Annotated in this window: 20 protein-coding genes; 10 read left to right on the top strand and 10 right to left on the bottom strand. The window is 37.9% G+C overall.

The features are described 5' to 3' along the window. Nucleotide 1: 1 nt before the first annotated feature. Nucleotides 2-1,030 carry a rod shape-determining protein gene (locus tag G6N06_RS16780; protein ID WP_163517934.1) on the bottom strand — a complete coding sequence of 343 codons (1,029 nt, stop codon included), beginning with the start codon at nt 1,028-1,030 and terminating at the stop codon, nt 2-4. A 148-nt stretch (nt 1,031-1,178) separates the two neighbouring features. Then, entirely contained in the window at nt 1,179-2,708 is a 1,530-nt protein-coding gene (gene purH, locus G6N06_RS16775; RefSeq protein ID WP_163517933.1) for a bifunctional phosphoribosylaminoimidazolecarboxamide formyltransferase/IMP cyclohydrolase, read from the bottom strand. Nucleotides 2,709-2,913: 205 nt separating this feature from the next. On the opposite strand from purH, the gene G6N06_RS16770 reads away from it, so the two are divergent. After that, a complete protein-coding gene (locus G6N06_RS16770) occupies nt 2,914-4,164 on the top strand; it encodes an ABC transporter permease (protein ID WP_163517932.1) in 1,251 nt (416 codons plus the stop codon). A gap of 81 nt (nt 4,165-4,245) precedes the next feature. On the opposite strand, the gene G6N06_RS16765 is transcribed toward G6N06_RS16770, so the two are convergent. Further along, nucleotides 4,246-4,704, bottom strand: a complete 459-nt coding sequence (locus tag G6N06_RS16765; protein ID WP_163517931.1) for an XrtF-associated fRMsr-like GAF protein — start codon at nt 4,702-4,704, stop codon at nt 4,246-4,248. A 90-nt stretch (nt 4,705-4,794) separates the two neighbouring features. On the opposite strand from G6N06_RS16765, the gene xrtF reads away from it, so the two are divergent. From xrtF to G6N06_RS16740, 5 genes are all read left to right on the top strand, one after another. After that, a complete protein-coding gene (xrtF, locus tag G6N06_RS16760; RefSeq protein ID WP_163517930.1) occupies nt 4,795-5,346 on the top strand; it encodes an exosortase family protein XrtF in 552 nt (183 codons plus the stop codon). Further along, entirely contained in the window at nt 5,339-5,776 is a 438-nt protein-coding gene (locus tag G6N06_RS16755; RefSeq protein WP_163517929.1) for an exosortase F system-associated membrane protein, read from the top strand. Before xrtF ends, G6N06_RS16755 begins: the two co-directional genes overlap by 8 nt. Before the next feature lie 50 nt (nt 5,777-5,826). Then, nucleotides 5,827-6,237, top strand: a complete 411-nt coding sequence (locus G6N06_RS16750) for an HYC_CC_PP family protein (RefSeq protein ID WP_240338093.1) — start codon at nt 5,827-5,829, stop codon at nt 6,235-6,237. Nucleotides 6,238-6,477: 240 nt separating this feature from the next. Continuing rightward, nucleotides 6,478-8,730, top strand: a complete 2,253-nt coding sequence (locus tag G6N06_RS16745) for a TonB-dependent receptor (RefSeq protein WP_163517928.1) — start codon at nt 6,478-6,480, stop codon at nt 8,728-8,730. Nucleotides 8,731-8,958: 228 nt separating this feature from the next. Next, nucleotides 8,959-9,321, top strand: coding sequence for a heavy-metal-associated domain-containing protein (locus G6N06_RS16740; RefSeq protein ID WP_163517927.1), 363 nt, complete (start codon nt 8,959-8,961; stop codon nt 9,319-9,321). A gap of 298 nt (nt 9,322-9,619) precedes the next feature. Here G6N06_RS16740 and groL read toward each other — a convergent pair whose 3' ends face one another. The 7 genes from groL to miaB form a co-directional block, all read right to left on the bottom strand. Next, nucleotides 9,620-11,248 carry a chaperonin GroEL gene (gene groL, locus G6N06_RS16735; protein WP_163517926.1) on the bottom strand — a complete coding sequence of 543 codons (1,629 nt, stop codon included), beginning with the start codon at nt 11,246-11,248 and terminating at the stop codon, nt 9,620-9,622. 103 nt (nt 11,249-11,351) lie between these two features. Then, nucleotides 11,352-11,627: a co-chaperone GroES gene (gene groES / locus G6N06_RS16730; protein ID WP_129016628.1), complete on the bottom strand. Its 276-nt coding sequence runs from the start codon at nt 11,625-11,627 to the stop codon at nt 11,352-11,354. Between the two features lie 173 nt (nt 11,628-11,800). After that, complete coding sequence (gene secG / locus G6N06_RS16725) at nt 11,801-12,151, bottom strand: preprotein translocase subunit SecG (RefSeq protein WP_163517925.1); 351 nt, start codon at nt 12,149-12,151, stop codon at nt 11,801-11,803. A 3-nt stretch (nt 12,152-12,154) separates the two neighbouring features. Then, nucleotides 12,155-13,102, bottom strand: a complete 948-nt coding sequence (locus G6N06_RS16720) for a tetratricopeptide repeat protein (RefSeq protein WP_163517924.1) — start codon at nt 13,100-13,102, stop codon at nt 12,155-12,157. Between the two features lie 11 nt (nt 13,103-13,113). Next, on the bottom strand, nt 13,114-13,620 hold the full coding sequence (gene lptE / locus G6N06_RS16715) for an LPS assembly lipoprotein LptE (protein WP_163517923.1): 507 nt from the start codon (nt 13,618-13,620) through the stop codon (nt 13,114-13,116). A 26-nt stretch (nt 13,621-13,646) separates the two neighbouring features. After that, on the bottom strand, nt 13,647-14,912 hold the full coding sequence (locus tag G6N06_RS16710) for a sigma-54 interaction domain-containing protein (RefSeq protein ID WP_163517922.1): 1,266 nt from the start codon (nt 14,910-14,912) through the stop codon (nt 13,647-13,649). A gap of 71 nt (nt 14,913-14,983) precedes the next feature. Beyond that, nucleotides 14,984-16,426, bottom strand: a complete 1,443-nt coding sequence (gene miaB, locus G6N06_RS16705; RefSeq protein ID WP_163517921.1) for a tRNA (N6-isopentenyl adenosine(37)-C2)-methylthiotransferase MiaB — start codon at nt 16,424-16,426, stop codon at nt 14,984-14,986. A gap of 165 nt (nt 16,427-16,591) precedes the next feature. Between miaB and G6N06_RS16700 the strand changes: the two genes are divergently transcribed. From G6N06_RS16700 to G6N06_RS16685, 4 genes are all read left to right on the top strand, one after another. Beyond that, the gene (locus tag G6N06_RS16700; RefSeq protein ID WP_163517920.1) at nt 16,592-17,374 is read left to right on the top strand and encodes a hypothetical protein; all 783 of its coding nucleotides are present in this window, start codon (nt 16,592-16,594) and stop codon (nt 17,372-17,374) included. A gap of 47 nt (nt 17,375-17,421) precedes the next feature. Next, nucleotides 17,422-18,657 (top strand): LVIVD repeat-containing protein, encoded by a 1,236-nt coding sequence (locus G6N06_RS16695; RefSeq protein WP_163517919.1) that lies wholly within the window; start codon nt 17,422-17,424, stop codon nt 18,655-18,657. Between the two features lie 149 nt (nt 18,658-18,806). Beyond that, nucleotides 18,807-21,308 carry a type I DNA topoisomerase gene (gene topA, locus G6N06_RS16690; protein WP_163517918.1) on the top strand — a complete coding sequence of 834 codons (2,502 nt, stop codon included), beginning with the start codon at nt 18,807-18,809 and terminating at the stop codon, nt 21,306-21,308. A 3-nt stretch (nt 21,309-21,311) separates the two neighbouring features. Beyond that, nucleotides 21,312-22,478 carry a formimidoylglutamase gene (locus G6N06_RS16685; RefSeq protein ID WP_163517917.1) on the top strand — a complete coding sequence of 389 codons (1,167 nt, stop codon included), beginning with the start codon at nt 21,312-21,314 and terminating at the stop codon, nt 22,476-22,478. Nucleotides 22,479-22,534 lie beyond the last annotated feature (56 nt).

Below are 22,534 nucleotides of genomic sequence, written 5' to 3'. Positions count from 1 at the left end.
ACTATTTTATCAATATACTTTTGAATTTAGGAAGGTTTTTTAATACTATTCCCGTTCCTCTAACTACTGCTCTTAAAGGATCTTCAGCAATATAGACAGGTAAATCTGTTTTTTGCGATAAACGTTTGTCCAAGCCTCTAAGCATAGAACCTCCACCAGCAAGATAGATTCCAGTATTATAGATGTCTGCGGCCAATTCTGGCGGTGTTTGAGATAAGGTTTCCATGACGGAATCTTCTATTCGTAAAATGGACTTGTCAAGCGCCTTTGCGATTTCTCGGTAAGAAATTTGAACCTGTTTAGGTTTTCCAGTTAAGAGATCACGTCCTTGAACGCTCATTTCTTCTGGAGGTAATTCTAAATCTTCAGTAGCGGCGCCAATCTGTATCTTAATTTTTTCGGCAGTGCGTTCACCAACATATAAATTGTGTTGTGTACGCATATAATATACAATGTCATTGGTAAATACATCACCAGCAACTTTAACAGATTTGTCGCAGACAATGCCGCCTAAGGCAATGACTGCAATTTCTGTAGTACCACCACCTATATCTACAATCATGTTCCCTTTTGGTTGCATGATGTCAATACCGATACCAATAGCGGCTGCCATCGGCTCATGGATTAAATAAACTTCTTTACCATTGACACGCTCACAGGATTCTTTTACGGCGCGCATCTCCACCTCAGTAATTCCTGAAGGAATACAAACCACCATGCGTAAAGCAGGGGAGAAGAGTTTCTTCTTTAAAGCGGGAATGTTTTTTATGAACAAACTGATCATTTGTTCAGAAGCATCAAAATCGGCAATAACACCGTCCTTTAGAGGTCTTATTGTTTTAATGTTTTCATGCGTTTTACCTTGCATCATGTTGGCTTCTTTTCCAACGGCAATTATTTTTCCTGAAATTCGGTCTCTTGCAACTATTGAAGGGCTATCTACAACAACTTTGTCATTGTGGATAATTAAGGTGTTTGCGGTTCCTAAATCTATGGCTATTTCTTCTGTTAAGAAATCAAAAAATCCCATGCGTGTTGTTGATTATTTAGGTTGATATTAGTTTGTTTGTTGATATTGTTGTAAATGTAATAAAACTTCATAAATATCAAAGGTTATATTACATAGGTATTTGTTCATTTTAGATGATCGCTTATTTGTCCCTTAGATTTAATTCCATTTAGTGTTTAAAATGCCGTATTCCAGTAAATACCATTGACACATTATTTTGATTGCAATAATCAATGCTCAATTCATCCTTGATTGAACCTCCTGGTTGAATTACCGCAGTAATTCCTGCGTCTTTAGCAATTTCGACGCAGTCAGGAAATGGGAAAAACGCATCACTTGCCATAACGGCTCCTTTCAAATCAAAATTAAAAGACTGTGCTTTATGAATGGCTTGGTTAAGAGCGTCCACTCGGCTGGTCTGTCCAGTTCCGCTAGCAATTAATTGTTTGTTTTTGGCCAATACAATAGTGTTCGACTTGGTATGCTTACAAATTTTGGAAGCGAATATCAAGTCTTCTAACTCGTTTTGCGAGGGTTTATTGTTGGTGGTATAACTTAAATCTGATATGGCATCTGTTTTATTGTCCCTATCCTGTACCAAGAGGCCATTTAAGCAAGTTCTTACTATTGTTTGTGGAAGTTCGACCTCTTTTTGGATCAAGAGAATTCTATTTTTCTTGCCTTCTAAAATCTCTTTCGCTTCTGCGGAAAACGAAGGTGCAATCACTACTTCACAAAATAGACTGTGGATTTCATCTGCGGTTGTTTTGTCAATTTCCGTATTTGCAATCAAAACTCCACCAAATGCCGAAACAGGATCACCTGCCAAGGCGTCAACATAAGCCTGATGTAATGTGTCTCTTTGAGCAAATCCACAAGCATTGTTATGTTTTAAAATTGCAAAAGTGGGTGCTTCACCCTTAAACTCATTCATCAAGTTCACTGCGGCATCAACATCCAACAAGTTGTTATAACTTAATTCCTTGCCATGAAGTTGGGTGAACATGGCTTCGAAATTTCCGAAGAAAAATCCTTTTTGATGCGGGTTTTCACCATAGCGAAGCACTTTGCCCTGAGTCTCACTGATTTTTAAAACCGTTTCCTCATGATTTTGGTTGAAATAATTGAAAATAGCAGTGTCATAATGTGAAGACACATTGAAAGCCTTAGCTGCAAACCGTTTTCTGTCTTCATCTGAGGTTTCTCCCTTCTTTGACTTTAAGAGTTCTAAAAACTCACCGTAATCGTCAACCGAAGAGACACAAACCACATCCGAATAGTTTTTCGCTGCAGCCCTGATCAGAGAAATTCCTCCAATGTCAATCTTTTCAATGATATCTTCATGGCTTGAGTCAGAAGCCACAGTTTTTTCAAAGGGATATAAATCCACAATGACCAAATCGATTTGCGGAATTGAAAATTCTGCCAATTCAGCCACATCCTGAGTGTTGTTTTGACGATTTAAAATGCCTCCAAAAACTTTTGGATGCAATGTTTTGACACGTCCACCCAAAATGGAAGGATAGGAGGTCACATCTTCTACAGGAATGACGTTAATACCTAAGTCCTTTATGAATTTTTCTGTACCTCCGGTGGAGTAGATCGTAACGCCTAACTGGCTTAACTCCTTTACAATAGGTTCTAATCCGTCCTTACTGAAAACAGAAATCAAGGCAGATGAAATGGTTTTGTTGTGCATTGTGTTGTGTGTTTGGTTTGGCATCATTATGCAATGAGTGCGGTGAAATATAAAAATTTAATAAAATGCTATTTTTTAAAGCGCAAAAGTACATATTATTGAAGACAATTTGAGGCAACGGGAGGCAGTTTATTTAAGTTTTTTGTAACAAATAATTGTTGCAAACGTCCTATCTTTAAAATCGTTTTAAAACCACCAAAATTACATGCTGCTTTACTTACGCTTATTTAAAGAAAGTTTTTCATTTGCCATAAACGCACTTACCAACAACAAGCTGCGTACTTTTTTGTCATTATTGGGCGTTACCATTGGTATTTTTTCCATCATTGCTGTTTTGGCGGCGGTCGATTCTTTAGATAGAAATATTCAGGATCAGCTTTCAGGACTGGATAAAAACACAATGTATTTAACCAAGTTTTCCTTTGGGCCAACCGATGTACCTCGATGGCAACGGGATAATTTTCCTCAAACTGAATACAGCGACTTTGATTTTATAAGACGAAATGTGCCGGATATTGCAGCTTCTGCCTATGTGATTTTCGGAAGCCCCCAAACGGTCAGATATGGCGCAGAAACAATTTCAGGAGTCGATATCACACCGGTGTCCAATGAGATTTATGAGATTGAAAACGTAAAAATCGAAGAAGGGCGCTTTTATACAGAATCGGAGTCTATAAATGGAGCACCTGTTATTGTTTTGGGGCATTCCATAGCTGAAAATTTATTTGGAAAATCAAACCCGATTGGAAAGCAAATTAGAGTTTATGGTCGGAGATTGACCGTCATAGGTGTCATGAAAAAAATGGGCGCAGGGCTTGGCGGAAGTCCGGATGATAAAGGGTATGTGCCCGCCAATTTTGTCAGACGTTTCCAAACAGGAGGGCCTGGCGGGATTCCTGGAGCGGTCATCATTAAGCCTGTAAAAGGCGTGGATATGGGGGCTTTTGAAGCCGTCTTAAAACAAAGGTTTAGAGTTTACAGAGGCTTAAAAGCTGGAGAGCCAGATAATTTCTTTGTGAACAAAATGTCAGGATTTACCGATGCAATAGATGGAATCATCGGTACTATGAATGTTATGGGATGGATCATTAGTGGCTTTTCGTTATTAGTTGGTGGTTTCGGTATTGCAAATATCATGTTTGTCAGTGTGAAGGAACGGACCAACTTGATCGGTATTCAAAAATCCTTAGGTGCAAAAAACCGATTTATTTTATTTCAGTTTTTGTTTGAAGCGGTCATTTTAGCGGTCATTGGAGGACTGGTTGGGCTGTTGTTTGTTTGGATCGGTTCCTTGATTGCATCCCAATTTACGGGCGATTTCGAATTTGTCCTTTCTGCAGGCAATATGTTTTTAGGGTTTATTCTTTCTACAATCATCGGATTGATTTCCGGAGTAATTCCTGCTATTTCGGCATCGCGTTTAGATCCTGTCGAAGCGATTCGTACAGGAATGTAACGGAGGAAATTCAATAATCAAACACCAAATTCCAATAAATTTTGCTAAACTTATTGGAATTTGGAATTTTCGTATTGGTATTTATGATAAGATAGAAGCGACTTGAGCACAAACAAACTCCAAAAATCGCTCATCGGCTTCTGTAAACGGGTCAATGGTATTGGAATCGATGTCAATCTGACCAATATTGTCACCATTCACAAAAATAGGAACGACAATTTCAGCCTTTACTGTAATACTACAGGCGATATAATTATCCTGTGCGGAAACATCCGGAACTACAAAGTTTTGATTGCTTACTGCCACCTGTCCGCAGATGCCTTTTCCAAATGGAATAATCGTATGGTCGGTTGGTGCGCCTACATAAGGGCCCAGTTTTAATTCTTCTTTCTCACCATTTCTAAAATAAAACCCAACCCAGTTATAATATGGGATGTTCGATTCAAGAACTTCACAGATGGATAACAACCGTTCATCAACGGATGAATTGGTATCAGAAATTATGGTGATTATTTGCGGTTTAAGTTGATCTAAGCTCATTGTTCAAAAGTTTTGGTAAAAGTATTCAAAATGTGCCGCTTCAATTGGGTTTTTGTATATTTTTAACAACCTAAAGTAAATTTTGAATTCTTGAAGGATCTGATCATAAAGTACAAATCGGTTATTAAGTTTATCCTGACCTTTCTTTTGGTTTATGGGGTGCTGACATTTGCCTATAAACTGTATCTTGATTACTCTGATGGCTCAGTTTACTACCCAGATTATTTTACCAATTTGGTGGCTAAACAAAGTAATGAGTTGCTACATGCTTTTGGATACGATTCTCAAATAGCAAAACATCCTGACGAACCTTCAATGAAACTGATCATTAATGGCAAGTATTTGGCGCGTGTGGTTGAGGGCTGTAATTCTATAAGTGTTATTATTTTGTTTGTTTCCTTTATAATCGCATTTGCAGGAAAGTTTAAAACTACCTTTTTTTATATTTTAGTAGGGAGTGTTCTTATATATATCGTAAATCTTTTAAGAATTGTGATTTTATCGATAGGCTTATATCATTATCCATGGCGAAGAGAAGAGTTGCATACTGTTATTTTTCCGTTGATCATTTATGGAATGGTCTTTCTGCTATGGATGTTTTGGGTCAACAGATTTTCAAACTTAACTGCATCCAATGAGTAACGTTGTAAAAATGATAGCGCTTTTGGTGTTTTTTGGGTTGTTGATCCTGATACGTGCCTTTGAAAACGAACTGTTTTATGACCCTTATCTCACATTTTTTAAGAATGATTATCTCTACATTGATAATCCACGTCGTGAAATATTAAAGTTGACATTGTTTACATCGCTTAGATATTTTCTGAATACAGTAATTTCATTGGGCATCATTTATATTTTTTTTAATGATAGGAGCGTCGTCAAGTTTTCTGTACTTATTTATGTTTTTTCATTTTTTATACTCTTGGCATTTTTCTTATATTTTGTAATTAACCCACGACAAGAGGATTATTACATCTTTTTCAATATCAGACGGTTCTTAATTCAGCCATTACTATTGTTGTTATTATTGCCAGCATTCTATTATCACCAATTGAAATCTAAAAAAAGTTAAGATTTTTATAAGTTGTAGAGTTAAGCACAATTTTTTGTAATTTCGTGGCCATGTATAAAAGCATTATTCATAAAACCTTTTCTATGGCTATGGCATTTATAGTGCTGTTGTCAACCATTTCATTTACTGTGGAAAAGCATTTTTGTGGAGATGTTTTGATGGATACTGCCATTTTTTTTAAAACGGATCCGTGTTGTGACGAAGGAGCAGTTGCCTTAACTCTTACAGAAAATAAGTCATGCTGTAATGATCAGTTAGAAGTTGTCAAAGGCCAAGACAATCTCAAAAAAACTACTTTTGAAGATTTTCAGTTCGACCAACAGGTTTTTATAACCACTTTATATTATTCATATATCAATCTTTTTGAAGGTCTGCCAGAGCAGATCATTCCGCATAAAGATTATTCTCCGCCCAATTTGGTTACCGATATACAGGTTTTGGACCAAGTTTTCCTCATTTGATTTTCAATTTTAAATGAAGTAACGCGTCTATGTGCGCTTATTTTTTTTTAGAGAATTGGAACATCAACTATTCTGATAAATGAAATCTTATTTTCGACTTATTGCTTGTTATTTAACACAATTAGGTGGAGCGTTCTCTTTACAGAATGTCTTAATTTATCTCAAAGAGTCTTATTGCGATGTTTCTTTTTCAAAATAGGAAATCCCCAAGATTAAAAAATCAATACTATTAATTACTAAATGAAAAATATAATTTACATTCTTATATTCCTCCCAATGCTTGTGTTTTCACAGGATAAAATAGAAGGAATCATTGTTGAAATAACCGATCAAAAAAATACTATTCCTCTACCGGGCGCCAATGTATATTGGTTAAACTCTACTGTTGGAGCAACCACGGATATCGATGGCAAATTCAGTATTTCATACCAAAGGGAATTTACCAAATTGGTCGTTAGTTACGTAGGATATAAAACGGATACCTTGTTGGTAAGTTCTCCAAAATATATTAAACACGCCCTTAAATCGATAAGCGAATTGGATGAAATTACGGTGAACTCTCGGAAACAAGCCACATCAAAATCGTATATGCAATCCGCCAACGTCATGTTTGTGAGTAGCGATGAGTTACTGAAAGCGGCTTGTTGTAATCTTTCAGAGAGTTTTGAAACCAATCCGTCCATTGATGTTAATTTTGCAGATGCCGTAACGGGCACTCGACAGATAAAAATGCTGGGGTTGACCAGTCCATATATTTTGATAACTGCAGAAAACATTCCCACAATACGAGGTGCTTCACAAGCTTACGGTTTGAGTTTTACACCAGGGACTTGGGTGGAGAGCATTCAGATTACCAAAGGTGCCGGAAGTGTGGTCAATGGTTTTGAAAGCATAGCGGGTCAGATCAATACGGAACTTGTCAAGCCGACCACAGACAATAAGCTCTTCGTCAATCTTTATGGTGCAAGTAGTGAGCGCATGGAGGCTAACGTGCATCTGAACACCAAAGTCAGTGAGAAATGGAGCACAGGTTTATATCTCCATGGAAATACGCACGATAAAAAACATGATGTCAATGATGATGGCTTTATGGATATGCCCATCTACAAACAAATCAATTTCATGAACCGTTGGCAATATACTGATCCCGAAAAGGGCTTTGTGAGTTTTATTAATTTGAATTATTTGGACGATTCAAAACAAACTGGACAGCTAAGTTTTAATCCTGATACAGATAAATTGACGACCAATGCCTGGGGCAGTGAAATAGATACCAGACGATTTGATGTTTCTGTAAAATCGGGTTATGTCAATCCTAATATTCCTTGGCAAAGTATTGGGTTTCAAACTGCCTTTAGCAGCCATAAGCAGAATTCCTATTTCGGATTGAACACTTATGATATTTTACACAATAGCTTATACATTAATGGGATTTATAATTCGATTATCAGTGATTCAAGACATAAAATAAAAACGGGAATCAGCTATACGTATGATCATTATGATGAATTGGTGGTCACTGAAGATTTTGAGAGAACAGAAAGTTCGATTGGAGCCTTTTTTGAATATAATTTCGACAATCTTGAAGACTTGAATTTAACTGCGGGTCTGCGTATTGACAGGCATAATGTACTAGGAACATTTGTCACACCTCGAGTTCATGTACGCTATACGCCATGGGAGAAGTCGGCGTTAAGAGCGTCGTTTGGTCGCGGTAAGCGTAGCGCCAGCATTTTTGCAGAAAATCAGAATATTTTTGCCACTTCAAGGACGCTATTGATTGATGGTTCTGCGCCTTTGGGAAGCTTGAAAGGGGCTTATGGTCTCGACCCTGAAGTTGCCTGGAATTATGGTGTTTCATTTCTGCAGGGCTTTAATCTCTTCGGGAATAAGGCTGACATCACATTTGATTATTACAGAACGGATTTTCAGAATCAGATTGTGATCGATTATGAAAATCCACAACAGATAAATTTTTATAATCTTGATGGTGAAAGTTATGCGAACAGTTTTCAGGTGGAATTGAATTATAATGTCTTCGAAGGATTTGATTTTAGAACCGCCTATAAATTTTATGATATCAAGACCCAATACAATTCTGGAAAGCAGGAAAAGCCATTGACACCCAAACATCGCATTTTTGCGAATATGTCTTATGAAACAAAGAAGACTGAGAGCTTTTCACATTGGAAATTTGATGTCACTTATAATTGGTTGGGCGAACAACGATTCGCATCAACTGCATCAAACCCCATTCAGTACCAATTACCGGAATACACACCAACCGTTGGCACGTTGAATGCTCAAATTACCAAAGTATTTTCTGAGAAATTTGAAGTATATTTAGGCGGAGAAAACTTGACCAATGTGAGACAGAACCATCCGATTTTGGGAGCAGATGATCCGTTTGGTGCGAACTTTGACACGACATTTGTTTATGGTCCAATTTTTGGCAGTATGTATTATGCCGGCCTGAGATTTAAAATTAAGTAATCAATTCCTGCGAAGGCAGGAACCTTAAGGTTCAGCGAAGCTAATCTCTTAAATAGTAGATAATATTAACAACCAAGACCAATCAAGACCAACCTAATCACGTTTAAAGTATGGGTTCATTCATGGCAAATATCAAGAATCAAACAATTATAAATAAATTCCTTCCTCGGAAGGTATAAAGAACAATAAACAGATTCTCACTTTCGTGGGAATAAAAAATCAAACATTATGAAAAAAATAGTATTCGTATTAATCGTATTGGTTGGGAGCGTAACCTTTGCTCAGAATAAAAATGCCAAAGCCACTATTGAAGTAGACGGGGTATGTAATATGTGTAAGGAACGTATTGAGAAAGCAGCCATTAAGGCCAAAGGGGTGAAAGTGGCCAATTGGGACGTCAATACCCATGAACTAAAATTGATTTATGATGAACGAAAAACAAGTATGAAGGCCATTAAGCAAAGTATTGCCGATGCCGGTCATGATACGAAGGAAATAAAAGCTACAGATGAGGCCTATCATAGTCTACACAAGTGCTGTTTGTATAGAGATGAGGCCGTAAGGGATGATCATAAGGATGACAAGCAGTAAACTATAGTTAAATATTTGCTAATAATAGAATAACATTGTGCTCATCGGTTGTATCTTTAATACGGATTTAAAATCATAAATTATTATGGCACAATCTAATTTAGGTGGGAAACCACAAGCGCCTAAGCCTGCTCAAAAGCAACCGGTAAAAAAGGCACCTCAAGCTGCTCCAAAAAAGAAATAGCTTGACACACAGTTTATTTTATGTAATAAACAGTTTTTAAGAAAAACCACAAAAAGAAAACGCCCCAATTAAATTGAGGCGTTTTTTATGGTAATAATTGTCAACAGCTTTGACCTACATCATTCCTGGCATTCCACCTCCGCCCATTGGCATTGACGGTGTATCTTCTTTGATGTCAACTAAAGCACACTCCGTGGTTAAGATCATTCCAGCAACTGATGCGGCATTTTCTAATGCAATACGAGTTACTTTCTTAGGATCAATAATTCCAGCTTTTAGCATGTCCACATAAGTTTCTGATTTGGCATCAAAACCGAAATCTTTCTTTCCTTCTATTACTTTGGCAACCACAACACTGCCTTCTCCACCTGCGTTTTCAACAATAGTACGTAAAGGTGCTTCGATGGCACGTGCTACAATTTGAACACCTGTTGTTTCATCTAAATTTTCTGTGGTCAACTTCTCCAATACTGATTTTGCTCTCACAAGTGCAACGCCACCTCCGGCAACAATACCTTCTTCAACAGCCGCTCTTGTGGCATGTAGTGCATCATCAACACGGTCTTTTTTCTCTTTCATTTCAACTTCACTTGCAGCGCCTACATAGAGTACTGCTACCCCACCAGCCAACTTGGCCAATCGCTCTTGAAGTTTTTCTTTGTCATAATCAGAGGTTGTGGTTTCTATTTGTGCTTTTATCTGGCTAACTCGAGCCTTGATATCATCTGCTTTTCCTGAGCCGTTTACAATCGTCGTATTGTCTTTGTCGATAGTAATGGTTTCTGCAGAACCTAACATAGTTAAATCAGCGTTTTCAAGAGAGAATCCTCTTTCTTCCGAAATCACCACACCGCCAGTTAAGATGGCAATATCTTCTAACATTGCTTTACGTCTGTCGCCAAAACCTGGGGCTTTAACTGCGGCAATTTTTAATCCACCACGTAATTTGTTTACTACTAAAGTAGCCAAGGCCTGACCTTCAACATCTTCAGCGATAATCAATAATGGACGACCAGATTGTGCAACTGGTTCCAAAATTGGAAGGATTTCTTGAAGATTTGAAATCTTTTTATCGAATAGTAAAACATAAGGATTTTCAAGATCGGCAATCATTTTGTCAGCATCAGTAACAAAATAAGGAGAGAGGTAACCTCTATCAAACTGCATCCCTTCAACAACATCCACATAAGTTTCCAATCCTTTTGCTTCTTCTACAGTGATGACACCTTCTTTACCAACTTTGGTGAATGCAGTGGCTACCAATTCGCCAATAGTATCATCATTGTTGGCAGAAATTGAAGCCACTTGTTTGATCATTTCTGAAGAATTTCCAACCTTCTTGGTTTGTTTTTCAAGATCTGCAACGATAGCAGCAACTGCTTTGTCGATACCGCGTTTCAAATCCATAGGATTTGCACCTGCTGCAACGTTTCTCAGTCCCTCTTTTACGATAGCTTGAGCCAAAACGGTAGCTGTTGTAGTACCATCACCCGCTAAATCATTGGTTTTTGAGGCAACTTCCTTTACCATTTGAGCGCCCATGTTTTCGAGAGCATCTTCCAATTCTATTTCTTTTGCAACGGTTACACCATCTTTGGTTACTTGAGGTGCACCAAAAGACTTGCCAATAACAACGTTACGGCCTTTAGGGCCTAAAGTTACTTTTACTGCATTTGCCAATGCATCTACACCACGTTTAATTCCGTCGCGTGCTTCAATATCAAATAATATCTGTTTTGCCATAATTCAAAAAATTTTATTTTGTCATTCCCACGAAGGTGGGAATCTTTGGATTTGTATAGATTAATGTAATGAGATTTCCGCCTTCGCGGAAATGACTTAATTTTTAGATGATTGCAAGCACATCACTTTCACGCATGATCAAATAATCTTTGCCTTCAAGTTTTAATTCTGTTCCTGCATATTTTCCGTAGAGAACGGTTTCACCAACCTTTACAGTCATTGGATTTTTTTTAGTACCGGCACCAACGGCCACAACTTTACCTTTTTGAGGTTTTTCTTTTGCGTTGTCTGGAATAATAATTCCCGAAGCTGTTTTCGTCTCAGCTTCAACTGGTTCAATAAGAACGCGGTCTGCCAATGGCTTAATGTTTAATCCCATAGTTGTATTTTTTTGTTTTGGTCATGCCAAAGCATGACGGGTTAATTAATTATGTTTAACGTTTGTGATAGATGCGAAAAATGTGCCATGGGTAGTTAACTGACAAAGTTTCAGTAACAAAAAATGCCAACAGATTTTGTTGGCATTTTGAGTGATTTTTTTTTTGAACTTTACTAGTTGTTCGTGGTGTCAATTGGTGTTACTGCATTATCTGTTGCGGGCATAGTTGGCGCAGGGATACTTGTTGCTGCATCACTGTCCAAAGCTTTAGACTCTGTAGTACCAGTGGCACCATCTATAGCAATATTTGATACCAATATCAACGCCAAAAGTACAGTTGCTAAAATCCAAGTACTTTTATCTAAAAAGTCGGTTGTTTTTTTGACTCCACCTAATTGCTGTGAACCACCGCCACCAAATGACGAAGACAAGCCGCCACCTTTTGGATTTTGAACCATGATGACAACCACCAATAAAAATGATACGATGATGATAAGAACTAAAAATATTGTAAACGTACTCATGTGCTATTTGGTATTATTTTCTTGTAATTGTTTTACTGCTTTAATTTGGTCTGCAAAGAAACCACTTTTTTCTGGATATTTCAAAATTAAAATCTTATAAGATTGAATTGCTTTCTCATAATTTTTCTGCTCCAAATAAATGCGGGCCAAGGTCTCTGTCATCAGGTTGTCATTCTGTACAAGCTGGGTTTGCGCCAAATTGATTGAGGGTGCTTTTTCCTTGATTGGAGAGATTTTTGGATTGGCCGTTATAAACCTATCAATTATATCTAGCTTTTTCTCGAGACCGGACTCTTGTTTTGATCCCTGAGGAGGCAATTGAGGCTGGATTTCTGGTTTTTCGACTTCTGGCTCCCTTTCAATAGGTTTAAAGCTGGTCATCTTTAACCATTGCGTAAATGAATGGGTTTCGTTTTTATCAAACTCCAAGGGTTTGCCAATGTTCAATTGCTCTTCAGGAGAGGAAGGGTGGATGTTTTTAACATCAACGTCAAGAATGGGAGCTGTTGTTTCCGCTTTGGGAATGGTTTGAAAGGGTGTTTTTTGCTGAAATAAATCAGGATCCAAGACACCTTCACTGTCTTGGATATATTGTTTTAACGCATCATCTATTGTGACGCTTTTATGTACAGAAATATCGTCGGCATCCTTAACTTCAATGCTTTTAAGCAGTTCTGTATTTTGTTTGATCAGTTTTGAAATTTCATTTTGATTGAATTCCTCCGAGGTGATAAAGTCAAATAAAACACTTCTGTCTGTTGTGTAGGCTGCAGTAACTCTAAGCTCTTGGTTGTATTTAAAGCTTTCCTTAGATTTTAATCCTTTTAAATATAGGGCTCGCGCCGACTGAAAATACGGATAATGCGCAACAATTTCGCCTACGGTCGCCGTGTGTGCAACGGTCAATTGCTCAGGATGGGCGAGTAGATATGTAAATTCTTGTTTGTTCACTCTATATTACCTTACCATTTTGCCAAGGTGGCATTTAAAATATCTTGTGTAATCCGTTCAAATATCTCAGCTATGGCAGTGTCTTTTTGTGCTCCTACCAATTGCGCTTGAGCCGGATAATCATAGAAGAAAGAAAATTGTTGGCTCAGGTCGTTGTCAGGATTGTTTTTTTCATAATACCTTACACGTACCCCAATGGTCAAACGGTTTTGGGCCGCAGTTATGTCAGCAGTCGCCGTGGTTGGAGAGATGCGGTATTCAGTTATTTCGCCTTCATAAATGATGTCTCCTCCAGAAGTTACTAATTGCAGACTGGTTTGGTTTTGAATTAAATCAGCCAATGAATTTGTAAATGTACGCTCTAAACCGGGCTCAATCAACGGGGCATCATTCTGAAAGTAATTGACCTGATAGGTTCTGGTTCCCGTGGGCACAGTTATCCCTGTAAAAGAATAGTTCCCACAGCCAGTTATAAGGCCCAGGCAGACGGCGAGTAGTAAGACTTTGAGTTTATCCACTTATGTTTTTATTGTATAACGTTTAATTATAAATCGAATTGTTTTATTTTTCTATATAAGGTTCGCTCGCTGATACCAAGTTCGGCAGCAGCCAATTTACGTTTTCCTTGATGGCGCTCCAATGATTTTTTAATCAATTCCAACTCTTTATCGTGCAAAGATAATGTTTCTTCTTCTTCAACTTCTTCTGCGAAATGATACTTGTCAGTTGATTCGTCAATAGCATCTGATAGCTGGCTCATTTGCTCAGGAATGGATAATACTTCCATGTCTTCGATGGTGCCTTCATAATCCTCTGCCTCTTCATCGCCATAAATCTTTTGGATCAAACTTTCGTTTTTCTTTTGCACATCATGGGCACTCTCGTTTTTCATGAGCTCCAAGGTGAGTTTTTTCAAATCGTTCAAATCGCTCTTCATGTCAAAAAGCACTTTGTATAAAATTTCACGTTCACTACTGAAATCGCTATCGCTTTTTGAGGTTTTTATTACGGCGGGAAGGTTGTTTCCATGGCTTGGTAAATAGCCTTTTAGGGTAGAGGCACTAATGGTCCTGGTATGTTCTAGAACTGAAATTTGCTCCGCAACATTACGCAACTGCCTAATATTTCCATTCCATCTGTGTTTCACAAGGAGATCCACAGCGTCATCCGTCAATTTAATGGTTGGCATTTTATATTTAAGCGCAAAATCACTCGCAAATTTTCTAAACAATAAGTGGATGTCATCTTTGCGCTCTCGTAATGGTGGCAAGTGAATTTCTATGGTGCTCAACCTATAGTAAAGGTCTTCTCGGAACTTCTCTTTCTTAATAGCTTCAAACATATTGACGTTGGTGGCGGCAACGATCCTGACATCTGTTTTTTGCACCTTACTCGAGCCTACTTTTATGAATTCACCATTTTCCAGGACACGGAGTAAGCGTACTTGTGTGGTTAAAGGAAGCTCTCCTACTTCATCTAAAAAAATAGTACCTCCATCAGCTACTTCAAAATAGCCTTCTCGGGTATTGGTGGCTCCTGTAAAAGCACCTTTTTCATGGCCAAAAAGCTCACTGTCAATTGTCCCTTCAGGTATGGCACCGCAATTGACCGCAATATATTTACCGTGTTTGCGATGGGATAATTGATGTATGATTTTAGGAATACTCTCCTTACCAACACCACTTTCCCCAGTAACCAACACTGAAATATCTGTTGGTGCAACTTGGATTGCTTTTTCTATGGATCGATTGAGTTTTGGGTCATTCCCAATAATTCCGAAACGTTGTTTTATGGCTTGAATTGATTCCATTTAATAATTAAGAGTTAAGAATTGAGATTCTATAATTTATCGACATCGAATAATAAAAAAGGTTGGTTTTATTAATCGAGTGCGTAATCAATGGCTTCCCCGATCAAGGTGGCGCTGGTGCAATCTGTAACCTTTACATTTACTAAATCGCCTATTTTATAATGTTCTTTAGGGAAAACGGTCACCGTGTTTTGAGAGGTTCTGCCGGACCATTCATGTTTTGATTTTTTTGATTCACGTTCAATTAAAACCTCAACTGTAGAATTCAAATAAGCTCTGGTTCGTATTTCACTATGTTGTCTTTGTAACTGAACGATATCATCCAAACGTCTTTTTTTGACCTCTTCAGGGACGTCATCAACCATTTTTCGGGCGGCTAAGGTTCCTGGTCGTTCAGAATAGGTAAACATATAACCAAAACTATATTTAACATATTCCATCAAGCTTAAGGTGTCTTGATGGTCTTGTTCAGTCTCAGTTGGAAAACCTGCAATAATATCGTGGGAAATTGCGCAGGTTGGAAGAATACGTCGGATATTATCTATCAATTCAAAATATTCTTCGCGGGTGTGGAGTCTGTTCATTTCCATTAATATTCTGTTGCTGCCACTTTGGACCGGTAAATGGATGTGGTCACAGATATTTTTATACTTGGCCATGGTTTCAATGACATCTAAAGTCAGGTCTTGTGGATTGGATGTTGAGAATCGAATTCGCATTTTGGGTTGCGTTTTGGCACATAATTCGAGTAAATGGGCAAAATTGACTGCCGTTGCTTTTTGAATGTCGCTGGCTTTCTCAAAGTCTTTTTTCAATCCACCGCCATACCATAAATAACTATCCACGTTTTGGCCTAACAATGTAATTTCTTTATAACCTTTGCTCCAAAGATCATTGACTTCTTCTAGAATACTTTGCGGATCACGACTGCGTTCACGTCCGCGTGTAAATGGCACCACGCAAAATGTGCACATATTATCACAACCTCGAGTGATGGAAACAAATGCAGAAACGCCATTGCTATTCAGTCTGACTGGCGAAATATCGCCATAGGTCTCGTCTTTACTTAATAGGACGTTGATGGCATCTCTACCATCTTCCACTTCGGACAATAAGTTAGGGAGGTCTTTATAGGCATCAGGACCAACAACAAGATCAACAATTTTCTCTTCTTCAAGCAGTTTGCTTTTTAAGCGTTCAGCCATACATCCTAAAACACCTACTTTCATTTTTGGATTGATGCGCTTTACGGCGTTGTATTTTTCCAATCTTTTACGAACGGTCTGTTCGGCCTTATCCCTTATGGAACATGTGTTTACCAAGACCAGATCAGCGTCTTCTAAGTTTTGTGTCGTGTTATAGCCTTCTTTAAGCAGGATTGCAGCCACAATTTCACTGTCACTAAAATTCATAGAACATCCGTAACTTTCAATAAAAAGTTTGCGTGTGTTCTCTGTTTTTTGTTCAAGTACGAGACTTGTTCCTTGCTGGCTTTCGTCAATTATTTTCTCCATAAGCTTTATGAAACAACTGTTGTGGGGTTTATATCTTAGATTAAAAGATAGCTGCAAAGATAAGATTATTTTAATGATTGTGACAAATTGACAGTGTATAAAAATGTTTTGAATATGTTAAAAATTTATGGTTTCTTTGGTCTTAATCAACTAATAACTTAAGACATGACTTCAACAGAATTTCAATCCAAAGTAGCCAATGCAAAAGCTTTGGATTTTGGAACTATTTTTAACCAATCCATTGAGTTATATAAAAAGAGTTGGCTCCAAGGTTTTCTAATGCAGTTGTTTGTGATGATCTTGATGTTGCCATTCATGATCATATTATATGTGCCGTTTATTCTCATGATTATTAATCAATCAGAGTCTGGACAGATTGATCCTAATGCTATGGATGGTTTCTTTGCCGGCTTCTCTATATTCTATATACTTCTTTTCATGATAGGCGTGTTAGTTATTGCTGCCATCCAAATGGCGCTTAATGCTGCTTTTTTTAGAATCCTACGAAGCCTGGATCAGGGTCGTGAAGTGAAAACTTCAGATCTGTTCTATTTTATGAAAGGACAGTACTTTGGAAAGATAGTCGTATTAATGCTGGTCACTATTTTAATAGCTATTCCGGCGGCTTTATTTTTCTATCTCCCATTGATCTATGCCATGGTGCCAATGTCCTTTTTTACAATTATTTTCGCATTTAATCCGGAATGGTCTATTGGAGATATAGTAGGATCTGCATTCCGTTTGGGAAATAAGAAATGGTTGCTGACTTTTGGTCTGTTTGTGGTTTCATATGCGGCGATCATGATTTTGACTATGGTAACCTGCGGAATTGGGAGTTTGTTTGTTGCGGCGTTCATGTATCATCCTACCTTTTATATATATAAAGGAGTTATCGGATTTGATGATTTAAGTGAATTGGATGCTATAGGTGAAAAAGAGGTTTTTTAACGCAACCTTTTGGAAGGAAATGTATCTACCAATAAAACCACCATCCTATGAAACAGTTGATCTTCCTCCTCACATTTGTTTGTCTTTGGTCTTGTCATAATGATGACACAGATTATGAAATAATCACTGTTGCTGTACCAGAAGTGATGTCAAAGACTGAGTTTAGAAATTCGGTCGCGATTCAATCAGCAAAACCAATAGTTGAAGCTGGTAAAATTTATGCCTATGGCGATTATATCTTTGTTTCTGATAAAGATATTGGAGTCCACGTCATTGATAATTCGAATCCAAAAGCACCTAAGGCCATTTCATATTTGAAAATCCCGGGCAATGAGGATATTTCCATCAAGAACAATTATCTCTATGCTGACAGTGCAACGGATTTACTTGTTTTCGATCTTTCAAATATTTTAAACATTCAACTTATTGAACGTTTAGAGGATGTGTTTTCAGTTTATGATTATCAGATTCCCATTGAAGCAGAATATGCTGATTTTAATAACTTTGACTTTGATAATTCTATTGTCGTAGGCTGGAATATTGTCAAGGAGCGAAGAGAAATTATTCGCGAGAGTGAATTGGTTTTTAACGATTCTTCTTTTTCAAATACATCTTCATCTGAAGGATCCAATGTAGGCGTAGGAGGTTCATTGGCTCGTTTTCAAATTGTACAGGATTATTTGTATACAGTGGGTTCCTATACGATGTCGATTTTTAATATTTCCCAATTGTCAGCCCCCGTTTTGGAAACTGTACAACCTTCTGGATGGAATATTGAAACCATGTTTTATGCAGAAGGCTACCTTTATTTAGGAGGTACTAATGGAATGTATATTTACAGTATGGAAAATCCGGCAAGCCCAAGCTACGTGTCTGAATTTGTCCATTGGGAAGGCTGTGACCCTGTGGTAGTAGATGGGGATTACGCGTATCTAACCTTGAGGGGTGGAAATGCCTGCGGACAATTGGAAAGTGTACTCGAAGTTATAGACATTTCAGATAAAACAAATCCTACTCTGGCGGCCAGACACGCCATGGATAATCCTTATGGTTTAGGTTTTAAAAATAACAGCTTGTTTGTTTGTGATGGTACTTCAGGACTAAAAGTGTTTGATAAAACAAATCCGTTGACGCTACAACAAATACAGGTCTTCCCTGATATTCATGCTAAAGATGTCATTCCATTAAATAATAGTTTATTAATGATAGGTCATGGCGCTCTCTATCAATATCAGTATCATGATAAGAAACTGCAATTATTGAGTACCTACTTATTAAATTAAAATCCATGGTTTTATGTAGAAAAGCCTGAACTATCAGGCTTTTTTTGTTCGTTTGATTCTCGTTAAACAGCAGATAAATAGGGTTAAATTTTTTAAAATAGGGGGAATAATTTTTTTTCATATACATTTGTAGCCACAAAAAATTTAATATGGCGAAGAATTTAGTAATTGTCGAGTCCCCTGCGAAGGCTAAAACTATTGAGAAATTTTTAGGAAAGGAATTTACGGTAGAGTCCAGTTTTGGGCATATTGCCGATTTGCCTTCAAATGAGTTGGGAGTTGATGTAGAGGGTGATTTTAATCCGAAATATGAAGTTTCCAAAGATAAAAAAGCAGTTGTTAAAAAACTGAAAGACTTAGCAAAGGGAGCCGATATGGTTTGGTTGGCGAGTGATGAGGACCGGGAAGGTGAGGCCATTGCCTGGCATTTGGCTGAAACCCTAAAGTTGGATAAAGCAAAGACCAAACGTATTGTTTTTCATGAGATCACCAAAACTGCCATTCAAAAAGCAATTGAAAATCCGCGTGATATAGATTACCATTTGGTAGATGCACAGCAGGCACGACGGGTGTTGGACCGCATTGTTGGTTATGAACTGTCTCCTGTATTATGGCGTAAGGTAAAAGGTGGACTTTCAGCTGGGCGTGTACAGTCGGTCGCGGTGAGGCTGATTGTAGAAAGAGAAAGAGATATTCAGGAGTTCAAACCGGAGGCATCCTACAGAATTGACGCTGAGTTTTCCAATGAGGCAGGGCAGAGTTTTAAGGCAAAACTTCCAAAAAACTTTGCTACCAAGGAAGAAGCCTATACATTTTTAGAATCTAATGCCTCGGCATCTTTTAAGGTGGCCGAGTTAGATAAAAAACCAGCTAAAAAATCGCCAGCAGCACCATTTACAACCTCTACTTTACAACAAGAGGCCTCGCGTAAGCTTTATTTTTCGGTTTCGAAAACCATGACTATGGCGCAACGTTTGTACGAAGCTGGTTTGATTACTTATATGAGAACTGATAGCGTCAATTTATCAGATGAAGCCCGAAAGGGTGCAGAAGCCAAAATTAAGGAAGCTTATGGTTCAAAGTATAGCAAACCTCGCAATTATAAAGGAAAAACAAAAGGTGCCCAAGAAGCGCATGAGGCCATAAGACCTACGGATTTTTCGGTACATTCCGTTAATATTGATAGGGATCAGGCAAGACTTTATGATCTGATCTGGAAACGTGCCATCGCCTCACAAATGAGCGAAGCAGAGTTAGAGCGTACCAACGTTAAAATTAGTGCGTCAACTCATAAGGAACTGTTTAGCGCCAACGGAGAGGTCATCACGTTTGACGGGTTTTTGAAAGTATATTTAGAAGGCACTGATGATGAAGATTCTGAACAGGACGGCATGTTGCCAGCAATGAAGACCAATGAAACTTTGGTTAATTCGTACATTACGGCTACTGAGCGCTATACAAGACCGCCTTACAGATACACTGAAGCTTCCTTGGTGAAGCAGTTGGAAGAATTGGGCATTGGACGTCCATCTACTTATGCTCCAACAATTTCAACGATTCAAAATAGAAACTATGTCGAAAAGGGCTCTGTAGAGGGTGTTGAGCGTACTTATACACAGTTGACTTTAAAAAGCGGGAAAGTAAAAGATAAAGAATTAACCGAAAATGTCGGTTCAGACAAAGGAAAATTGGTTCCAACAGATATTGGAATGATTGTTACCGACTTTTTGGTCAACCACTTTGAAAGTATATTGGATTATAACTTTACAGCAAAGATGGAGGCTGATTTTGACGAAATAGCAGAAGGAAAAGAGGATTGGAAAAAGATGATGAAGGATTTTTATAAAGATTTTCGTCCGCAGGTTGAAGATGTTCAAGAAAATGCTGAGCGTGAATCGGGCGAACGCATCTTAGGCAAAGATCCTAAAACAGGACGTCAGGTGAGCGTGCGTTTGGGCAAGTTTGGTCCTATGGTACAAATTGGGACTGTTGATGATGAGGAAAAGCCTTTGTTTGCAAGTTTGTTACCTGATCAACAATTGTCTAATATTACCTATGAGGAGGCTATGGATCTTTTCCAACTTCCAAAAACCTTAGGTGAATATAAAGGAGAGACGGTTGAGGTCAACAATGGTCGATATGGACCTTATGTTAAATATGGCGATAATTTTGTGTCCCTTCCGAAGGGAATGGAGGCCTTGAACGTTGAGCTTGATTTGGCGATTGATCTTATAAAGGAAAAAGAAAAAGCAGACGCTCCTATATATATGTATAAGAATTTGCCTGTGCAAAAAGGTAAAGGCCGATTTGGCCCCTTCATCAAATGGAACGATATGTTCATTAATGTTAATAAAAAATACGATTGGGATAATCTGTCTGATGAAGATATTGTAGAATTGATCGAAGACAAAATCCAAAAGGAAATTGACAAGGTTGTCCACAATTGGGAGGATGAAGGTATTCGTGTTGAAAAGGCACGTTGGGGACGTCACAATATTATTAAAGGTAAAACTAAAATTGAACTCGCTAAAACCGTCGATGTTTCTAAATTGACATTGGAGAAGGTAAAGGAGATGATTGAAGCAAAAGCACCCAAAAAGAAAGCAGCCAAAAAAGCACCAAAGAAAAAAACAACCACAAAAAAGAAGTAATACATGACCTTTAATTTTCTGTCGCCAGTTTCTGATGAGGTGTTGGCGCACAACGAGCTGTTGTCGCCGCAAGCATTGGGAAAGAAGTTGAAGATACATTCCACTAAGAATGGCCTTCCGGATCTTGACAATGTAAAGATTGCTATTATTGGCGTTCTTGAAAATAGAAATGATGTCAATTATATGGGATCTGATGTGCAGTTGGATGGGATAAGGAAGGTGCTGTACAATTTGTTTCCAGGCAACTGGCATACCACTTTGGCAGATTTGGGTGATATCCTTAAGGGTGATAGTGTTGAGGATACTTATTTTGCACTACGCACTACAATTTCCATCTTGCTCGAAAAGGACATCATTCCTATTATATTGGGCGGAAGTCAAGATTTGACCTACCCTAATTATAGGGCCTACGACGGCATATTGCCAATGGTCAATATAGTGAATGTGGATAGTAATTTTGATTTGGGAGATTCTGCTCTACCTATAAAGAACAATAGTTATTTGGGAAAGATCATTTTGGAGCAGCCTTATAATTTGTTCAACTATTCAACTATTGGATACCAAACCTATTTCAATTCACAGGAGGAAATAGATTTAATGGAAAAACTTCATTTTGAAGCCTATCGATTAGGTGAAGTTTCAAAGTCCCTAAGCTTGGTTGAACCGGTCATGAGAGATGCCCATATTGTCAGTATCGATTTAAAGGCGGTAAAAGCCTCAGAACTATCTGCAAGACAAAAATATTCGCCAAACGGTTTGGACGGAAAAGAAATATGTGCCGTTTCAAGATATGCAGGAATCAGTAATAAAGTGTCATCTTTTGGAATTTATGAATATCAGCATTCTAAAGAGGATCATATTTCCGACATGCTCGTCGCTCAAATGATATGGTATTTTATTGAAGGAGTAAATTGTAGAGTCAAGGAAGATCCTTTAAACGATGATGCCAACTATCAGAAATTTAACGTGTTAATTGAGGATGATGAACTAATTTTCTACAAAAGTATCAAAACTGGTCGCTGGTGGATTGAAATTCCTTTTTTACCAGAACTCAATAATAAATTAAAAAAACACACGTTATTACCTTGCATGCATGAGGATTACAAGGAGGCTACAGAAGGGAAAATACCTGAGAGATGGTATAAAGCCTACAGAAAAAATAGTTTTTAATTGGTTTCATAGCTGCTCGTTTCCTCGATGAAACGCATCCTTTTTGGGATGAAATG

Source organism: Gelidibacter japonicus, assembly GCF_010725055.1.
Taxonomy (GTDB): Bacteria; Bacteroidota; Bacteroidia; order Flavobacteriales; family Flavobacteriaceae; genus Gelidibacter; species Gelidibacter japonicus.
This window is presented reverse-complemented; position numbering and strand designations above follow the sequence as displayed.